Origin of the sequence: Campylobacter sp. CFSAN093259, from assembly GCF_012889985.1 — a bacterium.
Classification (GTDB): Bacteria; Campylobacterota; Campylobacteria; order Campylobacterales; family Campylobacteraceae; genus Campylobacter_D; species Campylobacter_D jejuni.
The window spans coordinates 1,456,910-1,477,382 of the sequence record NZ_CP040617.1 but is presented as its reverse complement, the minus strand read 5'-3'; the positions used below and the strand labels follow the sequence as shown (position 1 = coordinate 1,477,382).

General features: G+C 30.2%; 20 protein-coding genes. All 20 read left to right on the top strand.

The window, feature by feature from the left end; translation table 11 throughout:
- Positions 1 to 5: 5 nt before the first annotated feature.
- The 20 genes from FBF20_RS07630 to nifJ all read left to right on the top strand — a co-directional run bounded on the left by FBF20_RS07630 (position 6) and on the right by nifJ (position 20,450).
- Complete coding sequence (locus FBF20_RS07630; RefSeq protein ID WP_002851269.1) at positions 6 to 557, top strand: DUF507 family protein; 552 nt, start codon at positions 6 to 8, stop codon at positions 555 to 557.
- The gene (carA, locus tag FBF20_RS07625) at positions 557 to 1,675 is read left to right on the top strand and encodes a glutamine-hydrolyzing carbamoyl-phosphate synthase small subunit (RefSeq protein ID WP_002851156.1); all 1,119 of its coding nucleotides are present in this window, start codon (positions 557 to 559) and stop codon (positions 1,673 to 1,675) included. The genes FBF20_RS07630 and carA overlap by 1 nt, the downstream gene beginning before the upstream one ends.
- Positions 1,672 to 2,331 (top strand): sulfite exporter TauE/SafE family protein, encoded by a 660-nt coding sequence (locus FBF20_RS07620; RefSeq protein WP_002851528.1) that lies wholly within the window; start codon positions 1,672 to 1,674, stop codon positions 2,329 to 2,331. Before carA ends, FBF20_RS07620 begins: the two co-directional genes overlap by 4 nt.
- Positions 2,328 to 3,539, top strand: a complete 1,212-nt coding sequence (bumS, locus tag FBF20_RS07615; protein WP_002851243.1) for a butyrate sensor histidiine kinase-like phosphatase BumS — start codon at positions 2,328 to 2,330, stop codon at positions 3,537 to 3,539. Before FBF20_RS07620 ends, bumS begins: the two co-directional genes overlap by 4 nt.
- Before the next feature lie 2 nt (positions 3,540 to 3,541).
- Complete coding sequence (gene bumR / locus FBF20_RS07610) at positions 3,542 to 4,222, top strand: butyrate response regulator transcription factor BumR (protein ID WP_002864474.1); 681 nt, start codon at positions 3,542 to 3,544, stop codon at positions 4,220 to 4,222.
- A gap of 125 nt (positions 4,223 to 4,347) precedes the next feature.
- Positions 4,348 to 5,814 carry a cytochrome-c oxidase, cbb3-type subunit I gene (ccoN, locus tag FBF20_RS07605; protein WP_002851405.1) on the top strand — a complete coding sequence of 489 codons (1,467 nt, stop codon included), beginning with the start codon at positions 4,348 to 4,350 and terminating at the stop codon, positions 5,812 to 5,814.
- A gap of 12 nt (positions 5,815 to 5,826) precedes the next feature.
- A complete protein-coding gene (gene ccoO, locus FBF20_RS07600; RefSeq protein WP_002851187.1) occupies positions 5,827 to 6,492 on the top strand; it encodes a cytochrome-c oxidase, cbb3-type subunit II in 666 nt (221 codons plus the stop codon).
- Positions 6,493 to 6,496: 4 nt separating this feature from the next.
- The gene (locus tag FBF20_RS07595) at positions 6,497 to 6,760 is read left to right on the top strand and encodes a cytochrome c oxidase, cbb3-type, CcoQ subunit (protein ID WP_168952611.1); all 264 of its coding nucleotides are present in this window, start codon (positions 6,497 to 6,499) and stop codon (positions 6,758 to 6,760) included.
- Positions 6,760 to 7,623, top strand: coding sequence for a cbb3-type cytochrome c oxidase N-terminal domain-containing protein (locus FBF20_RS07590; RefSeq protein WP_002851306.1), 864 nt, complete (start codon positions 6,760 to 6,762; stop codon positions 7,621 to 7,623). The genes FBF20_RS07595 and FBF20_RS07590 overlap by 1 nt, the downstream gene beginning before the upstream one ends.
- The gene (locus FBF20_RS07585; RefSeq protein ID WP_002864471.1) at positions 7,620 to 7,841 is read left to right on the top strand and encodes a DUF4006 family protein; all 222 of its coding nucleotides are present in this window, start codon (positions 7,620 to 7,622) and stop codon (positions 7,839 to 7,841) included. Before FBF20_RS07590 ends, FBF20_RS07585 begins: the two co-directional genes overlap by 4 nt.
- On the top strand, positions 7,838 to 7,939 hold the full coding sequence (locus FBF20_RS07580) for a hypothetical protein (protein ID WP_002858872.1): 102 nt from the start codon (positions 7,838 to 7,840) through the stop codon (positions 7,937 to 7,939). Before FBF20_RS07585 ends, FBF20_RS07580 begins: the two co-directional genes overlap by 4 nt.
- Entirely contained in the window at positions 7,936 to 8,538 is a 603-nt protein-coding gene (locus tag FBF20_RS07575) for a hypothetical protein (RefSeq protein WP_002851454.1), read from the top strand. Before FBF20_RS07580 ends, FBF20_RS07575 begins: the two co-directional genes overlap by 4 nt.
- Entirely contained in the window at positions 8,525 to 9,046 is a 522-nt protein-coding gene (locus tag FBF20_RS07570; protein WP_002869790.1) for a FixH family protein, read from the top strand. Before FBF20_RS07575 ends, FBF20_RS07570 begins: the two co-directional genes overlap by 14 nt.
- Entirely contained in the window at positions 9,043 to 11,409 is a 2,367-nt protein-coding gene (locus FBF20_RS07565) for a PD-(D/E)XK nuclease family protein (RefSeq protein WP_002890523.1), read from the top strand. The genes FBF20_RS07570 and FBF20_RS07565 overlap by 4 nt, the downstream gene beginning before the upstream one ends.
- The gene (locus FBF20_RS07560) at positions 11,406 to 14,171 is read left to right on the top strand and encodes a RecB-like helicase (protein ID WP_002851192.1); all 2,766 of its coding nucleotides are present in this window, start codon (positions 11,406 to 11,408) and stop codon (positions 14,169 to 14,171) included. Before FBF20_RS07565 ends, FBF20_RS07560 begins: the two co-directional genes overlap by 4 nt.
- Before the next feature lie 83 nt (positions 14,172 to 14,254).
- Positions 14,255 to 14,680 carry a 50S ribosomal protein L13 gene (gene rplM, locus FBF20_RS07555; RefSeq protein WP_002779321.1) on the top strand — a complete coding sequence of 142 codons (426 nt, stop codon included), beginning with the start codon at positions 14,255 to 14,257 and terminating at the stop codon, positions 14,678 to 14,680.
- A gap of 2 nt (positions 14,681 to 14,682) precedes the next feature.
- Positions 14,683 to 15,072: a 30S ribosomal protein S9 gene (gene rpsI / locus FBF20_RS07550; RefSeq protein WP_002851459.1), complete on the top strand. Its 390-nt coding sequence runs from the start codon at positions 14,683 to 14,685 to the stop codon at positions 15,070 to 15,072.
- Positions 15,073 to 15,196: 124 nt separating this feature from the next.
- Positions 15,197 to 16,156 carry a fibronectin-binding outer membrane protein CadF gene (cadF, locus tag FBF20_RS07545; RefSeq protein ID WP_002851185.1) on the top strand — a complete coding sequence of 320 codons (960 nt, stop codon included), beginning with the start codon at positions 15,197 to 15,199 and terminating at the stop codon, positions 16,154 to 16,156.
- Complete coding sequence (locus tag FBF20_RS07540) at positions 16,156 to 16,797, top strand: HAD family hydrolase (protein ID WP_002851542.1); 642 nt, start codon at positions 16,156 to 16,158, stop codon at positions 16,795 to 16,797. Before cadF ends, FBF20_RS07540 begins: the two co-directional genes overlap by 1 nt.
- A gap of 92 nt (positions 16,798 to 16,889) precedes the next feature.
- On the top strand, positions 16,890 to 20,450 hold the full coding sequence (gene nifJ, locus FBF20_RS07535; protein WP_002851382.1) for a pyruvate:ferredoxin (flavodoxin) oxidoreductase: 3,561 nt from the start codon (positions 16,890 to 16,892) through the stop codon (positions 20,448 to 20,450).
- Positions 20,451 to 20,473: the final 23 nt, after the last annotated feature.

The window sequence follows — 20,473 nt, the reverse complement described above, 5'->3', positions numbered from 1 at the left end:
TTAAGATGCGTATAAAATTACCACATATTCCTTATATCGCAAATAAAATGATGTTAGATATAGCTAATTCTTCTTTTGTAGAAATTAAAGATCAATTAGAAAAGCTTAAGGTATGTATAATAGAAGTTTTAGAGAAAGATATTCTAAATGAAAGAAAATTAGATGAAAGAGTAAAAGAGCTTTTAGAGCAACAAGAAGATGAAATGGAGCTTATGCAAGTAGATCGTAAAAATATGTTTTGGCTTGTGAAGAAAAAGTTAGCTCCTGAATTTAATGTGATTTTAGATTCTGAAGATAGACATAATCATCTAGCGCATCAAATTTTAGAAGAACTTGTAGAGAATGATTATATTAATTTTATAGTGAGTGAAAATAGAGTTAAAAATTTAATCTTTTCAAGCATAGAGTCTTATCTTAAAATTTATGAAAAACTTGAAGATGAGGTTTATGAGAAAATTAGCAATTATAAAACAAAACCTATTCCAGGTAGCGAAGAATACGATCTTATCTTTGAAAAACTCTATCAAGAAGAGCTTAGAAAAAAAGGTATGTTTTAATGAAGGCTTATATTTATTTAGAAAATGATATTTTTTTAAGTGCTAAGGCTTTTGGAAAGAGCGGTACTTTTTTTGGAGAGCTTGTATTTAACACTTCTTTAACAGGGTATCAAGAAATTATTTCAGATCCTTCTTATGCAGGGCAATTTATCGTATTTTCCATGCCAGAAATTGGTATAGTGGGAACCAATGAAAATGATAATGAAAGCAAGGAAATTTTTGCAAGTGGTGTTTTAATGCGTGAATTAAGTTCCAGTTTTTCAAATTTTCGCGCTAAAGAAAGTCTGCAAGATTATCTTGAAAAACATGGAAAAATAGGAATTTATGAACTTGATACGAGATATCTAGTAAAAATGATAAGAAATAATGGCAATTTAAGAGCTGTAATTTCAACTGAAATTTCAAATAAAGAAGATTTAAAAATCGCCTTAGAAAAATCAGCAAAAATTGATGAAGTAAATTTTGTAAAAGAAGTTAGCACTAAGAAAAATTATTCTCATAAACAAGGCGTTTGGAACGCTAGTTTTCAAAAATTTAATGATGCTAAAAGAAGTGAGAAAAAAGTTGCTGTTATAGATTATGGTGTTAAAACAAATATCTTAAATGAACTTGTAGAAGTAGGTTTTGAAGTAGAAGTTTATCCATATAATGTTAAAGCAGATGAGTTGATTACTCTGTATAAAAAAGGTGAAATTCAAGGCGTGTTTCTTTCTAATGGTCCAGGTGAGCCAAGGATTTTAAAACAAGAGATTGCAGAGATTAAAAAACTTGCAGAAGCTAAAATTCCTATGCTTGGAATTTGCTTAGGTCACCAGCTTTTAAGTAATGCTTTTGGATATGAAACTTATAAAATGAAATTTGGACAACATGGAGCAAATCATCCTGTGATCAATCTTGATACAAAAACGGTAGAAATTACCGCACAAAATCATAATTATAATGTTCCAGAAGAATTAGCTCAAGTGGCTCATATCACTCATAGAAATTTATTTGGCGATAATGTTGAAGGAGTAAGATATAAAGACTATCCTATTATTTCAGTGCAACATCATCCAGAAAGTTCTTCAGGTCCTCATGAAAGTAAGTATATTTTTAAAGAATTTATGAATTTGATGTGAGTATAGATTTTTTAGCTATTATCAGCGTTGCTTTTTTATCTAGTTTTGGACACTGCTATTCTATGTGTGGTGGTTTTAATTTACTTTTTATAAATTTGAATTCAAAAAGCAATAATTTATTTTTATTAACTTTTATTTATAATTTGTTTAGAATTTTTGCTTATATTGTTTTAGGGATAATTTTTGGGACTTTTGGGAATATCTTGGCAATCAATGCCAAGGTTCAAAGTTTGTCATTTTTTATTCTTGGTATATTTATGATGATTTTGGGTTTTGCTCTTATTTTTAGAGGTAATATGTTATCTTTTATTGAAAATAATGTTTTTTTTGATAGTTTTGTAAAGAAAATTATTAAAAAATCTAAAAATTTTAAAGGATTAAAATCAGCCATATTTTTAGGATTTTCAAATGGTTTTGTTCCTTGTGGATTGGTGTATTTTTTTATAGCCAATGCAATGAGTAAGCAAAATATTTTTGAAGGTATTTTGGTAATGATGATTTTTGGAATATCAACTTTACCTGCGATGTTATTTTTTTCTAAAATTTCACAGTTTTTTAGTGATTTTTTGAAAAATTTATTTAATTATTTATCGTATGGCGTTATTGTTTGTTACGGTATAAATCTTGCCTATATAGGTTTTAAGGCTTTTCAATGAAAGATTTTTTTAAAGATCAGTTTTTTAAAGCTCTTGAAAAAAATACAATTTTTTCAAGAGCTGATGTTCAAGGAAATTTAATTTTTGTCAGTGATAAGCTTTGTCAAATAAGTGGATATAGTAAAAAAGAGCTTATAGGAAAAAAACATTCAATATTTAAACATCCAGATGTTGAGGAATGTTATATTGAAGAACTTTTAAAAAAACTTTCATATAAAAAACCTTATCAAGTTATTTTTAAAAATATTGATAAATTAGGCAAAACTTTCTATCTTGAAACTTTATTAATCCCCATATTGGATAAAAATAATGAATTAATAGAAATAGTAGCATTCTCTCATGATGTTAGTAATTCTTTTAAGCTTAATGAAGAGCTTGCTCTAAATCACGCTAAATTAAGAGAATTAAGTATTAATCTTGAAAATACAGTTAAAAATCACCAACAAGAATTTATACAGTTAGGTAAAAAATTTGAGAAAAAAATGCAAATTGCCTTGGAAAAAAATGAAAAAGATATTAAAATAGCATATGAAGAGATTTTGAAATCTTCATTAGAACAAATGATTAGCGATATAGCACATCAATGGAGACAACCGTTAAATGAGCTCGGTATTGCCATGTTTCAAATGAAGCAAAATCTTAAAGATGAAAAAGGATTTGCTGAAATTTACTCACAATCAAAAGATATGATTAAAAATATGTCAGAAACAATTGATGTGTTTAGAACTTTGTTTAACAAAGGAGTAGAGCAGTGTGTATTTATAAAAGAGACTTTAAATAAAGCCTTGGAAATTGCTTTTGAAACTATAGAAAAAAATCATGTAAATATTAATATTGTTTCGAAAAGTGATTATGAAGTTTTGGCATATGAGAATGGTTTAATAAGAGTTTTTCTTAATTTGATTTTAAATTCAATAGAAGCATTTAAAAACAAAAAAAGGAAAATCATAACAATAAATTTTTCAAAATTTGGAAAAAATTATCTGAAAATTACAATAAAAGATAATGCTGGTGGGATTGATAAAGAAAATTTAGATAAAATTTTTCAACCTTATTTTACAACAAAACATCCTAGTCAAGGTATAGGAGTAGGACTTTATATAAGTAGACAAATTATCGAAAGTTTCCAAGGAAAAATAAAAGTTAAAAATGGAAAAGACGGGGCTTGTTTTGAGATATTTTTAAAACTAAAAGAGAGGGTAGAGTAGAAATGTCACAAGAATGTAAAGAATTGATAATATTAGTAGTTGAAGATGAGGTTAAGGCTAGAGAATCAATGATTAATATATTAAGCGAACGCTTTAGTAAAGTAATCGGAGCTCAAAATGGAGATGAGGGGCTTAAAAAATTTAAAAAATTTAAGCCAGATTTAGTTATCACAGATATTGCTATGCCTATTATGGATGGACTGGATATGGCAAGAGAGATTAAAGAAATTTCAGATGATGTCCCAATTGTTGTTCTTAGTGCGTATTCAGAGAAAGAGAGACTTTTGCGTTCTATTGATATTGGTATAGATAAATATTTGATTAAACCTGTTGATATAGAAGAGTTGTTTAAAGTTTTAGATTATCTGATAGGTGAAAAAATTGAAGCAAATATGCTTGTAAAAATTTCTGAAGAATATCAATTTAACAAAACTAAACGAACTTTAATTTACAGTGGTGGAGAAATTGTTTTAACTAAAAAAGAATTGGCTTTTATTTCTTTGCTTTTAAAGCAACCTGGAGCTTTGGTTTTGCATGAAGATATTAAGAAAAATGTTTGGATAGGTGAACATGTGAGCGATACTGCTGTTAGAACTTTTATAAAAAGAGTAAGAGATAAAGTGGGTGAAGATTTTATAAAAAATGTGCCAAGTTTAGGTTATAAGATAAATATCAATAAATAAGACTGATTTAGCCTTAAAATATAAAACATAACAAATGATTAACAAAATTATCATTTTTAAGAAAAAATGTATAATTAATATTCTATAATATTCTCTTGTTATCAAAAATTTTAAGGAGAAAGTCGATGCATCCAGGTAATGTATTAAATTACGACTATACGGTTGCAAGATATTTTATGTTTGCGACCATATTGTTTGGCATTGTTGGTATGGCTATAGGAACTCTTATAGCTTTTCAAATGGCATATCCTAATTTAAATTATTTAGCAGGAGAATATGCCACTTTTTCAAGACTTAGACCACTTCATACTTCAGGTGTGATTTTTGGTTTTATGCTTTCAGGGATTTGGGCAACTTGGTATTATATAGGTCAGCGTGTTCTTAAAGTGAGTATGGCTGAGTCAAGATTTTTAATGGCTGTTGGTAAGCTTCATTTTTGGCTTTATATGCTTACTATGGTTTTAGCTGTTATATCTTTGTTTATGGGTGTGACTACATCTAAAGAATATGCAGAGCTTGAGTGGCCTTTAGATATTCTTGTTGTTCTTGTTTGGGTTTTATGGGGTGTAAGTATTTTTGGACTTATTGGAATTCGCCGTGAAAAAACCCTTTATATTTCTCTATGGTATTATATAGCTACATTTTTAGGTATAGCTATGCTTTATCTTTTTAACAACATGGAAGTACCAACTTATTTTGTTACTGGAATGGGTAAATGGTGGCATAGTGTATCAATGTATGCAGGAACAAATGATGCTTTAGTACAATGGTGGTATGGACATAATGCTGTGGCATTTGTATTTACTGTGGGTATTATTGCTCAAATTTATTACTTCTTGCCAAAAGAAAGTGGTCAGCCGATTTTCTCTTATAAACTCTCTTTATTTGCATTTTGGGGCTTAATGTTTGTTTATCTTTGGGCAGGTGGTCACCATTTGATTTATTCAACTGTACCTGATTGGATGCAAACTATGGGTTCGGTTTTCTCTGTAGTATTGATTTTACCTTCTTGGGGTTCAGCGATTAATATCTTGCTTACTATGAAAGGTGAGTGGAGTCAGCTTCGCGAGAGTCCGTTGATTAAATTTATGATTTTGGCATCAACTTTCTATATGTTCTCAACACTTGAAGGGCCAATTCTTTCAATTAAATCTGTTAATGCTTTAGCACACTTTACAGATTGGATTCCAGGACATGTTCATGATGGAACATTAGGTTGGGTAGGATTTATGACTATGGCTGCGCTTTATCATATGACTCCTAGAGTTTTCAAAAGAGAGCTTTATAGCAAATCTTTAATGGAAGCTCAATTTTGGATCCAAACCACAGGTATAGTTCTTTATTTTGCTTCAATGTGGATTGCGGGTATTACTCAAGGTATGATGTGGAGAGCGACAGATGAGTATGGTAACTTGCTTTATAGCTTTATTGATACTGTTGTGGCTATTGTTCCTTATTATTGGATTAGAGCGATTGGTGGATTGTTGTATCTTATCGGTTTCTTTATGTTTACTTATAATATTTACAAAACAATTGCTTGTGGAAGAGTGCTTGATAAAGAACCAAAAAGCGCTTCGCCTATGGCAGCATAAAAAGGAGAAAATATGTTTAGTTGGTTAGAAAAAAATCCATTCTTTTTTGCTGTAGCTGTTTTTGTAGTGATTGCTTATGCAGGCATAGTTGAAGTTTTACCAAATTTTGCAGAAAATGCAAGACCAATTGAAGGTAAAAAACCTTATACGGTTTTACAACTTGCAGGGCGTGCAGTATATATTAAAGATAGTTGTAATGCTTGTCATTCACAGCTTATTCGTCCATTTAAATCAGAAACAGATCGTTATGGTATGTATTCTGTAAGTGGTGAATTTGCTTATGATAGACCTTTTCTTTGGGGCTCAAAAAGAACAGGACCTGATCTTGCTCGTGTAGGAAATTATAGAACGGCTGATTGGCATGAAAATCATATGTGGGATCCTACTTCTGTTGTTCCAGATTCTATTATGCCTTCATATAAGCATATGTTTAAAAATAATGCAGATATTGAAACTGCTTATGCTGAGGCTTTAACTGTGAAAAAAGTTTTCAATGTTCCTTATGATGCAGAAAATGGAACAAAACTTGGTTCTTGGGAGGATGCACAAGCTGAAGTAAAAGCTGAAGCTCAGGCTATAGTTGATCAAATGAAAAATCAAGAAGTAAAAGATGCTTTTGCTAAAGGTGAAATCAAAGAAATAGTTGCTTTGATCGCTTATTTAAATAGCTTAAAGTAAGATGATGGAACATTTATCAATAGTTTTTGATGTGATTAAAAATTTAATCACATTTGATTTAGCAACAGTTCAAAAACATGAGTGGGAGATTTTCCAAGGTTATGGTTTTTTTGCACTCGTGATGTTTTTGTCAATAGTATTATATGCGTATTGGTATCATTTATATAGAACAGAAAAAAAAGGCGAGAGAAATTATGAAAATTATGTAAACCTTGCCTTAAAAGATGATATTGATGATAGTGTATTAGAAAGTAAAAGGAGTGCTTAATGCAATGGTTAAATTTAGAAGATAATGTTAATCTCTTATCTTTAATTGGAGCTATTCTTATCATTTTAATCACACTAGTTATTGTGGGTAGAATGTTTAAGCAAATGAAAGAAAAAAAAGGCGAGTCAGAGCTTAGTGAACATAGTTGGGATGGAATAGGAGAGTATAAAAATGCTGTTCCTACTGGTTGGGCTGTGGTATTTTTCCTGACTATTGTTTGGGCTATTTGGTATTTTCTATGGGGATATCCTTTAAATTCTTTTTCAAGTATAGGTCAATATAATGAAGAAGTAGCAACTCATAATACAAAATTTGAAGAAAAATTTAAAAATTTATCTCCTGAAGATAAAATAGCAATGGGTCAAAATATCTTTTTAGTTCAGTGTTCGGCTTGTCATGGAATTACAGGAGATGGTATCAATGGTAAAGCTCAAAATTTAAATATTTGGGGTAGTGAAGAAGGTATAATCAATGTAATTAAACATGGTTCAAAAGGTATGAATTTTCCAGGTGGAGAAATGCTTGGTGCTGCTGATTTAGGTGTAGCAGAAGAAGATATCCCTGCTATTGCTGCTTATGTAGCAAAAGATCTTTCAGCTATTAAGAAAACTGCAAATGAAAATTTAGTAGCAAAAGGTAAAGAAGCTTATGCAACTTGTGCAGCATGCCATGGAGAAGATGGAAAAGGTCAAGATGGAATGTTCCCAGATCTTACAAAATACGGTTCTGCAGCTTTTGTAGTAGATGTTTTACATAGTGGTAAGGCTGGTTTTATAGGAACAATGCCGAGTTTTCCAACACTTAATGATATTCAAAAAGAAGCTGTTGGCGAGTATGTAATTTCTCTTTCAAGGGGTGAATGATGGAAAATAATAATAGATGCGTGTTTTCTCTTTCAGGTGTTACAGGTATGTTAATTGCTACGGTTTTGTTGCTTGTTATCTTAGCAGTTTTAACTATTTGGGGTCTTAAAGCTCAGCAAGAAGTGATGCAAAAGCCATATAGTCTTAAAGATGTACAAAGTGTAAAGATGTTTGGTTCAAAAGAACAAGATCATAGAAGTATAAAGGAAGCACAATGAGTAAGGCTTTGGAATATTTAATTGTTATTGGTTTAGTTGTTGCTGCTGCAATCACCGCTTGGTCGGTTTTGACCGTAAATCATCTTCATATAGGATGAAAAAAATATTACAAGATGGCTTTTTTTTAGCTATCTTCTTCTTTGTTTTATTGCCTTCTAGGGTTTTTGCTCTTGATGCTGTACTTTTTAATGAAAATATTTTAAGTCAAAAAGTAAGTAACGAGATTAATCTTATAGGAAAAGAGCTTTACCAAAAAAGTAATATTTTTATCGGCGTTATGGTTGGTGATAAAACTGAAATTGAAACTTTATTAAATAAACAAAAAGAACTTCCTCAATCTTATATATTGCTTCTTTTGTCAAAAAATTCTCACAAAGTTGATATAGTAGGCTCAAAAGGTGCTTTAGCTTTGATTGATAAAGAAGCTGTGCTTAGTCCTTATCCTGGAACAGGATCTATTTTGCCGATATTAGCTACAAATAAAGGTGATATTTATAATGCTGCTATACTTAATGGTTATGCAGATATTGTAGATCGTGTGGCAAAATCCTTGGGATTACAATTAGAACATTCTATAGGTAATGCAAATCGTGATACTATCAATATTTTAAGAATACTTATCTATGGATTTATTTGCTTTGCATTGTTATACTATGCACAAAGAAGAATAAAGAGGAAAAAAAATGTTAGAAACTAAAAAAAGTTTTTGGCCTTATGGTATTTTGCTTTCACTTTTGGCTATAATTATTGCTTGTATTGTAACGATTTTTATAGCAAGTCACCATCCTGTGTATGAGGATGATTTTTATTTTGACTCTTATCAAAATGTTGAAAATAATTACAATCAAATACAAAAACAACAAGTAAATTTTGATAAATTTTTTAAAGTAAATTTTCAAAATGATAAAATCACTTTTATAGGTAAAAGAAAAATTCCTAGTTATGAAGTGGATCAAAATTCCTATGTTGCAAATTTTAAAATTTCTGCATTACAAAATATAAATTCTGATGATTTAAAAGTTCAAGTTCTTCTTACAAGACCATTCACTAAAAATTTTGATCAAAAGTTAGAAGGACAAGTTAAAAATGGAATTTTAAGTATCGCTTTACCTAAATTAGATAAAGGTAGATGGGAGCTTAAGCTAAAGTTTTATGCAAATCAAGAAACAGTGGGTTTTTTTAGCTACGAATTAAATGCTCAATGAAATTAAGAATTTTTAGCTCTTCAAGGCAAATTAGAGAATATTATAATCAAAAAAAACAGCAAAATGCTTTATTAGATAGTGCTATTCATATAGGTGAATTTTTAGATAAAGTTTGTTTGAGCAATTTTCACAAAGCAAGTTCTTATGAAAGTTTGCTTTTAATGCAAGAAGCTTGTCTAAAAAGTAAGGATTTAGAAAAAAAACTAGGAATTTCGGTAGAATTTTTTGCTTTTTTGAAAAATAACGAATATCTTTTTTCTTTTTTTAAAGAACTGAGTTTGGAAAAAAAAAGCATAGAAGATCTTAAAAACAATGATTATTATGCCACCTATAATGAACATTTGGAAATTTTAGATGAGGTATATAAGAATTATCTTGCTTTGCTTGAAAAGAATTCTTTTTATGATGATCTTTCTTTACCTAAAAATTACACTCTTAATAAAGATTTTTTAGATGAGTATGAAGCTATAGTTTATGATTTGCAAGGTTTTTTAAGTAAATTTGAAGAAAATTTATTAAGTGAAATTTCTCAGATTAAAGAAGTGGTTTTAAGTTTTAAAACGAGTAAATTTAATCTTGAATATCTTTTAAAACTTGATTTTTTAAAAATATTTGATTTAAAAATAAACACTCATTATGAAATCAATCTTTCAAAACAAGAGATCTTAAAAGAAGAAATTTTTAAAACAAAAAATTCAAAAATTAAACTCAAATCTTTTGAATTAAGGGCTTTGCAATGTGCTTTTGTTATGGATGAAATTTCACATTTTGTACGCAAAGGTTTAAAGCCTGAAAATATTGCAGTTATAACTCCAGATGAAAGTTTTTGTGAGTTTTTAAGACTTTTTGATAAAGACAATATGCTTAACTTTGCAAGTGGAATTAGTATTAAAGAGAGTTTGTTTTATCAAAAATTTCAAGCACTTTATGAAAGTGCTAGTAGTGCTTCTTTTATTTATAAAAATCAAGAGGATTATTTTGAAGACACGCAGATGATTTTTGATTATCACAATACGCTTTTACATTCTTTAAAACTTGATTTTATAGAGTTTAAAAAGTATTTTGATGAGAAATGTGATTTTGAATATTTTGAAAAATTACTTGCTTTGTTTTTAGAAAATGAAAAGCAAGAGCTTATTTATTTGATACGAAAAGAACTTTATTTTATTAAAGATTTATTGAAAAATCAGTCTTTAACTCTTAAAGAGTTGATCCATCTTTTTTTCATGCAAATTTCACAACTTTCCCTTAGTGATGTAGGTGGAGGTAAGGTTACGGTAATGGGACTTTTAGAAAGTCGTGGGCTTTGTTTTGATGGAGTGATTTTGGTTGATTTTAATGAAGAATTTATTCCTAAAAGAAGTGTTAATGAGCTTTTTTTAAACAATGAAGTGCGTAAAAAAGCAGGATTGATTAGCTATGATAGAAGAGAAAATTTACAAAGATTTTATTATGAAAGCTTGATGAAGAATGCTTTAGAAGTAAGTATTTGCTTTGTGGAAAATGAAGAAAAAAGCAAATCACGTTTTTTAGATGAACTTGATTTTGACTTTTTTTATGAAACTCATATCCACCAAAAAGCTTATCTTAATGCTTTAAAATTAGACTATGAAGGCATAAAACCTAATCTAACTCCTATAAAAGCTCCTATTTTAAAGCATAATCCTTTCGAGTTTCCGCTTTCTTTTAGTCGTTTTAATTTATTGGAAAATCAAAAAAGAACTTATTATTATCGTTATATTTTAAATTTAGCAGAACCTAGGGTTTTAAGCGAGGAAAGCAAAGCGAAAAATCAAGGAAATTTTATCCATAAAATGCTTGAAATTTATTATAAAAATTATGCAAATAATAATTTTGATATAAAAGTTTTTGCAAATTTATTGGATAAAGAATATCAAAAATACAATATCAGTGAACTTGATCTTGAAGTATTTAAATTAAAATTTATACAATTTGCTAAAAATGAAAAAGAGCATTTTTCAAAAGGCTTTTATGTCGCACATACAGAGCTTGAGTTAAACAATATTTTAAAGCTCGGAACAGATAGTATAAAACTTAAGGGTACTATAGATCGTATCGATAGTTCAAAAGAAGGTAATTTGATTATTGATTATAAAAGTGGAAAAGTGCCAAGTAATTCTTATCAACTTGCTTTTTACCAAGCTTTATATGATGAAAATGCAAGCGTGGGTTTTTATGATTTAAATAGTATGCAAATATTGCATCAAAAAGCCAAAAGTTTAGATGAGCTAAGAGAAAGACTTAAAGATTTAGTTCTTATGAGTAAGGAAGAAATAGAGTTTGAAAATGAACAAGATGAGTATTGTCCTTATAAACTCATTTATAAAAAGGAATTAAAATGAGTCAATTTGAGCCTTTTTTAGCATTAGAAGCGAGTGCAGGAAGCGGAAAAACCTTTGCCCTGAGTGTGCGTTTTGTAGCACTTATTTTAAAAGGAGCTAGGATTAATGAAATTTTAGCTTTGACTTTTACCAAAAAAGCTGCTAATGAAATGCAAAAAAGAATTATTGAGACTTTTTTAAACTTAGAAAAAGAAAATAAAACCAGTGAATGCAATGAACTTTGCAAGCTTTTAGGTAAAGATAAAGAAGAGCTTATTTCTTTAAGAGATGCTAAAAAAGAAGAATTTTTAAGAACAGAGTTAAAAATCAGTACTTTTGATGCTTTTTTCGGAAAAATTTTGCGTGTTTTTGCTTTAAATTTGGGCTTAAGTAGTGATTTTACAATGAGTGAAGAGAGGCTTGATGTAAGAGAGATTTTTTTAAAACTTCTTAAAAAAGATGAATTAAAAGATTTGGCTTATTATATTAATTTAGTTGATGAGAAAGAAAATTTTTTTAACGAGCTTGAAAAATTTTATGAGAATGCTTATTTTCAAAATCGTCCTAAAATTCTAAATCCAACTAAAGCTTATATCAATAAAGCTTATAGTGAGTTAAGAAGTTATTGTTTGGGTCTTACTCATGTAAAAAATTATAAAAATTTGTGTGACAATTTCAAAAGTGAAGTTTTAGATTTATCCGTGTTTATGCAATCAAGTTTTATGACAAAATTTGAAAGTACAAAATATTTACAAGATTTAGAAAGTACTAACCTGCATTTTAGTGCAAAAAGAATGGAGCTTATAAATGCTTTAAATACCTATGCCATAGAGCTTGAAAATTATAAAATTGCTAATTTAATGAATCTTTTAAATCATTATAGTGAAGCTAAAAATATATTTCATAAAGATAAAAATACCTTAAATTTCCAAGATGTGAGTAAAAAAGTTTATGAGTTAATAACCAGTGAATTTAAGGATATGATTTATTTTCGTTTAGATGGTTTTATTTCGCATTTGCTTATTGATGAATTTCAAGATACAAGCGTGATCCAATATCAAATTTTACGCCCTTTGATCGCTGAGCTTGTTTCAGGAGAAGGGGTTAAGAAAAATCGCACTTTTTTTTATGTAGGAGATAAAAAACAAAGTATTTATCGCTTTCGTAAAGGAAAAAAAGAATTATTTGATTTGTTAAAACAAGAATTTAGTCAAATTAAAAGTGATAATTTAAATACTAATTATCGTTCTAAAGAGCTTTTGGTTGATTTTGTTAATGAAACTTTTAAAGAAAAAATCAAAGATTATAAAGAACAATTTGCCTTAGAAAGTAAAAAAGGCGGTTTTGTGCGTATTGTGGAGTCTAAGGAACAAAAGGTTAAAAACCAAGCCCAAGAAATTAAGGAAAAGACTTTAGAAACTTTATTTGAGCAAATTAATTTTTTAAGATCTAAAAATATTTCTTATGATGATATTTGTATTTTGTGTTGGAAAAATAGTGATGCAGATATGGTTTTGGATTTTTTAAGAGAGCAAAATATTCCTGCATTTACTCAAAGCAATGTTTTACTTGAAAATAAAGCAAGTGTAAGACTTGTTTTAGAATATGCTAAATATTGTATTTTTGGTGATGAGTTTTACTTGGTATTTTTAAAGGAACTTTTAGGTTTTGAGCCGAGAAAAATTACCCTTGATTTTTCAAAAAATGCTATGGAAAATGTACTTTTTTTAATAAAAGAATTAAAACTTGATTTAAATGATATCGCTTTAATACAATTTATCGAATATGCTAAAACTAAGGAGAATTTTTTAAAGCTTTTATTTGAGCCTTGTGCTTTGAAAATAGTAAGCGAACAAAATATGGGAATTAGTATTATGAGTGTGCATAAATCTAAGGGTTTGGAATTTGATCATGTGATTTTACTTGATAGTTTATCTAAAAACAATTCAAACAATGAAGATATCATGCTTGAATATGATATCAATCAAGGTTGGCAACTCCATATTAAAGATAAAATTCGAGAGCTTACTAAAGAGCCTATTTATACTCTTTTTAAAGAAAATATTACAAGAGCAAATTATGAAGATGATATTAATAAACTTTATGTGGCTTTTACAAGAGCTAAGGAAAGTTTGATCATCATAAAAAGAAATGAAGAAAGTGTAAATGGAAATTATCCAAGTTATTTTAAGGGGGGATTTTTAAATATACATTCTCAAGAGAGAGGTTTTTTAGAAAGCAAAGAACAAATTTTAAGCGTTAAAAAAGAAAGCATTCAAACTTTGCAAAAATTTGAAAAAATTACCTTGCAAGAAATTCAAAGTGAAGAAAGGCTTGATAGTAAAGAACTATATTTTGGAAATGCTTTTCACTTTTTTATGCAAAATTTAAAACTTCCTAAGGGTGAAAATTTTCAAATACTTACTCAAAGATGCAAGAGTAAATTTAGACATTTTTTAGATGAGAGTGATTTTGAAAAGCTTTTTAAAAGAATTGAAATTTTACTTAAAAATATTCAATTTCAAAATTTGATTGGTGATGGAAAGCTTTTAAAAGAACAAGCTTTGAGTTTTAATGGAGAAATTAAACAATTAGACTTGCTTGCTTTAAAAGATGAAGAAGCTTTTATAATTGATTATAAAACAGGTCTTGCTATGCAAGATAAACATAAAGAGCAGGTAGGAACTTATAAGATCGCCATTAGTGAAATTTTGCAAAAAGATAAAGTGCGTGCTTTTATAGTTTATTGTTTGGAAAATGAAATTCAAATTTTGGAAATATAAACTTAATTTTTACTTAAATTAAGTAAAAATTAATATTATTTTTTATACAATCACATTTTAAATTTTTGGCAAAGGTAAAAATTATGACAAAGATAACAAAGCCAAACGAAGTAAAACGAGAATGGATTGTTTTAGACGCAGAAGGCAAACGCTTTGGTCGTCTTTTAACTGAAGTAGCAACAATTTTGAGAGGTAAAAACAAACCTTGCTTTACTCCAAATGTTGATTGTGGTGATTATGTAATTATCATCAATGCTTCAAAAGCTGTATTTACAGGTGCTAATAAAGCAGAAGATAAGCTTTATCATAGACATTCAGGATATTTTGGAAGTGTAAAAAGCGAAAAATTTGGTGATTTACTTGAAAAAAATCCTGCAAAATTATATAAATTAGCAGTTAGAGGTATGCTTCCTAAAACAAATTTGGGCAGAGCTATGCTTAAAAAATTAAAAATCTATGCGGGTAGTGAGCACCCACACACTGCACAAATTGCTAAAGAAGGAAAATAATCATGGCAACAACATACGCAACAGGTAAGAGAAAAACTGCTATCGCAAAGGTATGGGTAAAACCAGGTAGTGGTAAAATTAGTGTTAATGGTGTTGATTTAAACACTTGGCTTGGTGGACACGAGGCGATTAAGCTTAAAGTGGTTCAACCTTTACTTGTGACTAAACAAGAAACTTCAATGGATATTAAAGCAACTACTTTAGGCGGGGGCTATAGTGCTCAAGCTGAAGCTTTAAGACATGGAATTTCAAGAGCTTTAGCAGCTATGGATGCTGATTTTAGAGCCTTATTAAAACCTAAAGGACTTCTTACTAGAGATAGTAGAACTGTTGAGCGTAAAAAATATGGACGCCGCAAAGCAAGAAGAAGCCCACAATTCTCTAAACGTTAATATTTTTGGTGGGATTTTCCCACCTTTCTACAATTTTTTATAAAACTCATCCTTTTTTCTATCATTTATGTTATAATTGCAAAATTTAAATTTTTATTTTATAACACAATGAAAGGTTTTTTCTATGAAAAAAATATTCTTATGTTTAGGTTTGGCAAGTGTTTTATTTGGTGCTGATAACAATGTAAAATTTGAAATCACTCCAACTTTAAACTATAATTACTTTGAAGGTAATTTAGATATGGATAATCGTTATGCACCAGGGATTAGACTTGGTTATCATTTTGACGATTTTTGGCTTGATCAATTAGAATTTGGGTTAGAGCATTATTCTGATGTTAAATATACAAATACAAATAAAACTACAGATATTACAAGAACTTATTTGAGTGCTATTAAAGGTATTGATGTAGGTGAGAAATTTTATTTCTATGGTTTAGCAGGTGGAGGATATGAGGATTTTTCAAATGCTGCTTATGATAATAAAAGCGGTGGATTTGGACATTATGGCGCGGGTGTAAAATTCCGTCTTAGTGATTCTTTGGCTTTAAGACTTGAAACTAGAGATCAAATTAATTTCAATCATGCAAACCATAATTGGGTTTCAACTTTAGGTATTAGTTTTGGTTTTGGTGGCAAAAAGGAAAAAGCTGTAGAAGAAGTTGCTGATACTCGTGCAACTCCACAAGCAAAATGTCCTGTTGAACCAAGAGAAGGTGCTTTGTTAGATGAAAATGGTTGCGAAAAAACTATTTCTTTGGAAGGTCATTTTGGTTTTGATAAAACTACTATAAATCCAACTTTTCAAGAAAAAATCAAAGAAATTGCAAAAGTTTTAGATGAAAATGAAAGATATGATACTATTCTTGAAGGACATACAGATAATATCGGTTCAAGAGCTTATAATCAAAAGCTTTCTGAAAGACGTGCTAAAAGTGTTGCTAATGAACTTGAAAAATATGGTGTAGAAAAAAGTCGCATCAAAACAGTAGGTTATGGTCAAGATAATCCTCGCTCAAGCAATGACACTAAAGAAGGTAGAGCGGATAATAGAAGAGTGGATGCTAAATTTATTTTAAGATAATGAATAAAACTATTTTATTTGATTTAGATGGCACTTTAATTGATTCTACTGATGCTATTTTAAATTCTTTCCAAGGAGCTTTTAAAGCCCTTGGATTAACTTCTAAAAATAATGAAGAAATCAAAAATCTCATAGGTTATCCTTTAGAGCAAATGTTTAGAATGCTTTATCCAGATAAAGTAAATTTAAGTAAAGAATTTGTATTAGCTTATCGTGAAATTTATGCACAAATTTATTTAGAACAAACCACTCTTTTGCCTAAAGCAAAAGAAGCATTAGAACTTGGAAGCGAAATTGCAGATCTTGGTATAGTTACAACAAAAGGAGGTAAATTTACTCCGATTCTGCTTGATTATTTGGGAGTTAAAAAATTCTTTAAAACTTTAATTACTCTTGAAGATGTCACAAATCCAAAGCCAAGTTCCGAACCTATAATTTTAGCCTTAAAAGGACTCAATAAAACTCAAGAAAATGCCTATATGATAGGCGATACAATATTAGATATTCAAGCTGCAATTTCTGCTAATATCACTCCTTTGGCCTTAACTTGTGGCTATGGCAATGAAAATGAATTAAAAGCTCATTCTATGGTATTTTTAAATGCATATGAGGCTGTTAATTATATAGCTAGATTAAACTAATTTCAAGTTTTCGTTAAACGCCTTTTAAGAGAATTTATAGTAAATTGATAGTTAAAAAATTATAAAAATTATCAATATAAAGGAAGGTCTCAATGGGTAAAATTATGAAAACTATGGACGGAAATGAGGCTGCTGCATACGCTGCGTATGCTTTTACTGAAGTTGCTGGAATTTATCCTATTACACCTAGTTCTCCTATGGCTGATTATACCGATATGTGGGCAGCTGCAGGAAAAAAAAATCTTTTTGGAGTTCCTGTAAAAATCGTAGAAATGCAAAGTGAAGCAGGAGCTGCAGGTAGTGTGCATGGATCTTTACAAGCTGGGGCTTTGACTACAACTTATACGGCTTCTCAAGGATTACTCCTTAAAATTCCAAATATGTATAAAATAGCAGGTCAATTACTCCCCTGTGTAATCCATGTAGCAGCGCGTTCTTTGGCTGCTCAAGCTTTGTCTATCTTTGGTGATCATCAAGATATTTATGCAGCAAGACAAATTGGTTTTGCTATGCTTTGTTCGCATTCTGTGCAAGAAACCATGGACTTAGCTGGTGTAGCACATTTAGCTGCAATTAAGGGAAGAGTGCCATTTTTACATTTTTTTGATGGTTTTAGAACAAGCCATGAAATTCAAAAAGTTGAAGTAATGGATTATGCGCATTTTGATAGATTATTAGATAGAGAAGCTTTGCTTGAATTTAGAAATAATGCTTTAAATCCAGAAAATCCAAAAACACGTGGAACAGCACAAAATGATGATATTTATTTTCAAACTAGAGAAGTAAGCAATCGTTTTTACGATGCTTTACCTGATGTTGTTAATGAATATATGCAAGAAATTTCAAAAATTACAGGTAGAGAATACAAACCATTTACTTATTATGGTCACAAAGAGCCAGAGTGTGTGATTGTTGCTATGGGTTCTGTAACTCAAGCACTTGAAGAAGTGGTGGACTATCTTAATGCCAAGGGTGAAAAGGTAGGGATTTTAAAAGTTTATCTTTATCGCCCATTTAGTTTAAAATATTTCTTTGATGTTATGCCAAAATCAGTGAAAAAAATCGCGGTTTTAGATAGAACCAAAGAACCAGGAAGTCTCGGAGAACCACTTTATCTTGATGTAAAATCAGCTTTCTATGGAAGAGAAAATGCTCCTGTTATAGTGGGTGGAAGATACGGACTTTCTTCAAAGGATGTTGATCCTGCTCAAATGATAGCAGTATTTGAAAATCTTAAACTTGATAATCCAAAAGATGGCTTTACTGTAGGTATAATTGATGATGTAACTCATACTTCACTGAGTACTGGAGAGAAAATTTCACTTGGAGATGAAAGTACGATCGAATGTTTATTTTACGGACTTGGTGCTGATGGAACTGTGGGTGCAAATAAAAACTCGATTAAAATCATCGGAGATAAAACGGATTTTTACGCTCAAGCTTATTTTGCTTATGATTCTAAAAAATCAGGGGGTTATACAAGAAGCCATTTAAGATTTTCTAAAAAACCTATCCGTTCAACTTATCTTGTTTCAACTCCGCATTTTATCGCTTGTTCGGTAGCGGCTTATTTGGAAATTTATGATGTTTTAGCAGGAATTCGCAAAGGAGGAACTTTCCTTTTAAATAGTATTTGGAATGCTGAAGAAACCATAAGACAACTTCCAGATGCAGTAAAGAAAACTTTAGCTGAAAAAGAAGTAAATTTTTATATCATCAATGCAACCAAACTAGCTCGTGATATAGGTTTGGGAAATCGTACAAATACCATTATGCAATCAGCCTTTTTCAAACTTGCAAAAATCATTCCTTATGAAGACGCACAAAAATACATGAAAGAGCTTGCGTATAAATCTTATAGTAAAAAAGGCGATGCTATTGTAGAAATGAATTACAAGGCTATTGATGTGGGTGCTGATGGACTTGTAAAAGTTGAAGTGGATCCAAATTGGAAAAATTTAGAGCTTAAAGAAAAAGAACAAACCAATGCCTATAAAGGTACTGAATTTGTTGAAAAAATCGTAAAACCTATGAATGCGGCTAAGGGTGATGATTTACCTGTTTCAGCCTTTTTAGGTTATGAAGATGGAAGTTTTGAACACGGCACAACCGAATACGAAAAACGCGGTGTTGGGGTTATGGTACCAAGATGGATAGAGGCAAATTGTATTCAATGCAATCAATGTGCTTCAGTTTGTCCGCATGCTGTTATCAGGCCATTTTTGATTAATGATGAAGAAATGGCAAATGCACCTCGCGGTGTAAAAGATCATGCTTTAGAAGCTAAAGGAACCAAAGGAGAAAAATTAAGCTTTAAAATTCAAGTTTCTCCACTTGATTGTACAGGCTGTGAGCTTTGTGTTCATGAGTGTCCTACTAAAGAAAAATCTTTGGTTATGGTACCACTTCAAGAAGAGATGGATTTTGGTGAGCAAGAAAATGCGGATTATTTATTTAAAGAAATTACTTATAAAGATGATATTTTAAATAAAGAAACCACAAAAGGAGCGCAATTTGCCCAACCTTTATTTGAATTCCATGGGGCATGTCCTGGATGTGGGGAAACTCCTTATATTACTTTAATTACAAGATTGTTCGGTGAAAGAATGATTGTGGCTAATGCTACAGGTTGTAGTTCTATTTATGGGGGTTCAGCTCCATCAACTCCTTATAGAAAAAGTGTGAAAAATGGACACGGTCCTGCTTGGGGAAATTCACTTTTTGAAGACAATGCTGAGTTTGGTTTGGGTATGAAAATTGCAACTGAAAATACAAGACACCGCATTGAACATATCATGAATGAAAGTATGCAAGAAGTTCCAAATGCTTTATCAGCTCTTTTTAAAGATTGGATTGCAAATAAAGACAATGGTGCTATGTCTGTGGAAATTAAAGATAAAATGATCCCTATTTTAGAGCAAAATAAAAATATTAAAGCTGTACAAGATATATTAGAGCTTAAACAGTATTTAAGTAAAAAATCTCACTGGATTTTTGGTGGTGATGGTTGGGCTTATGATATAGGCTATGGCGGACTTGATCATGTTTTAGCAAGTGGAGAAAATGTAAATATTTTAGTGCTTGATACAGAAGTTTATTCTAATACAGGCGGTCAAAGTTCAAAATCTTCTAGAACAGGAGCTGTAGCACAGTTTGCAGCAGCAGGCAAACCTATACAGAAAAAAGATCTAGGTCAAATTGCTATGACTTATGGTTATATTTTTGTAGCACAAGTAAATTCAACGGCAAATTATACTCATCTTATCAAAGCTATCACTGCAGCTGAGGCCTATGATGGACCATCTTTGGTGATTTGTTATTCTCCTTGTATAGCTCATGGTATTAAAGGTGGGCTGGGTTACTCAGGAGAGCAAGGTGAGCTTGCTACAAAATGTGGTTATTGGCCACTTTATACCTTTGATCCTCGTTTAGAAGAGCAAGGAAAAAATCCTTTAACTCTAACAGGAAAAGAACCTGATTGGGATTTATATGAGCAATTTTTGATGAATGAAGTGCGTTATAATTCACTTAAAAAAGCAAATCCTGAACACGCTGCTGAGCTTTTTGAACGCAATAAAAAAGACGCTCAACGTCGCTATAGACAGCTTAAGCGTATTGCTATGGCTGATTATAGCAATGAGGTCGAAAGCTGATAAAATATATTTTTAGTGCTACA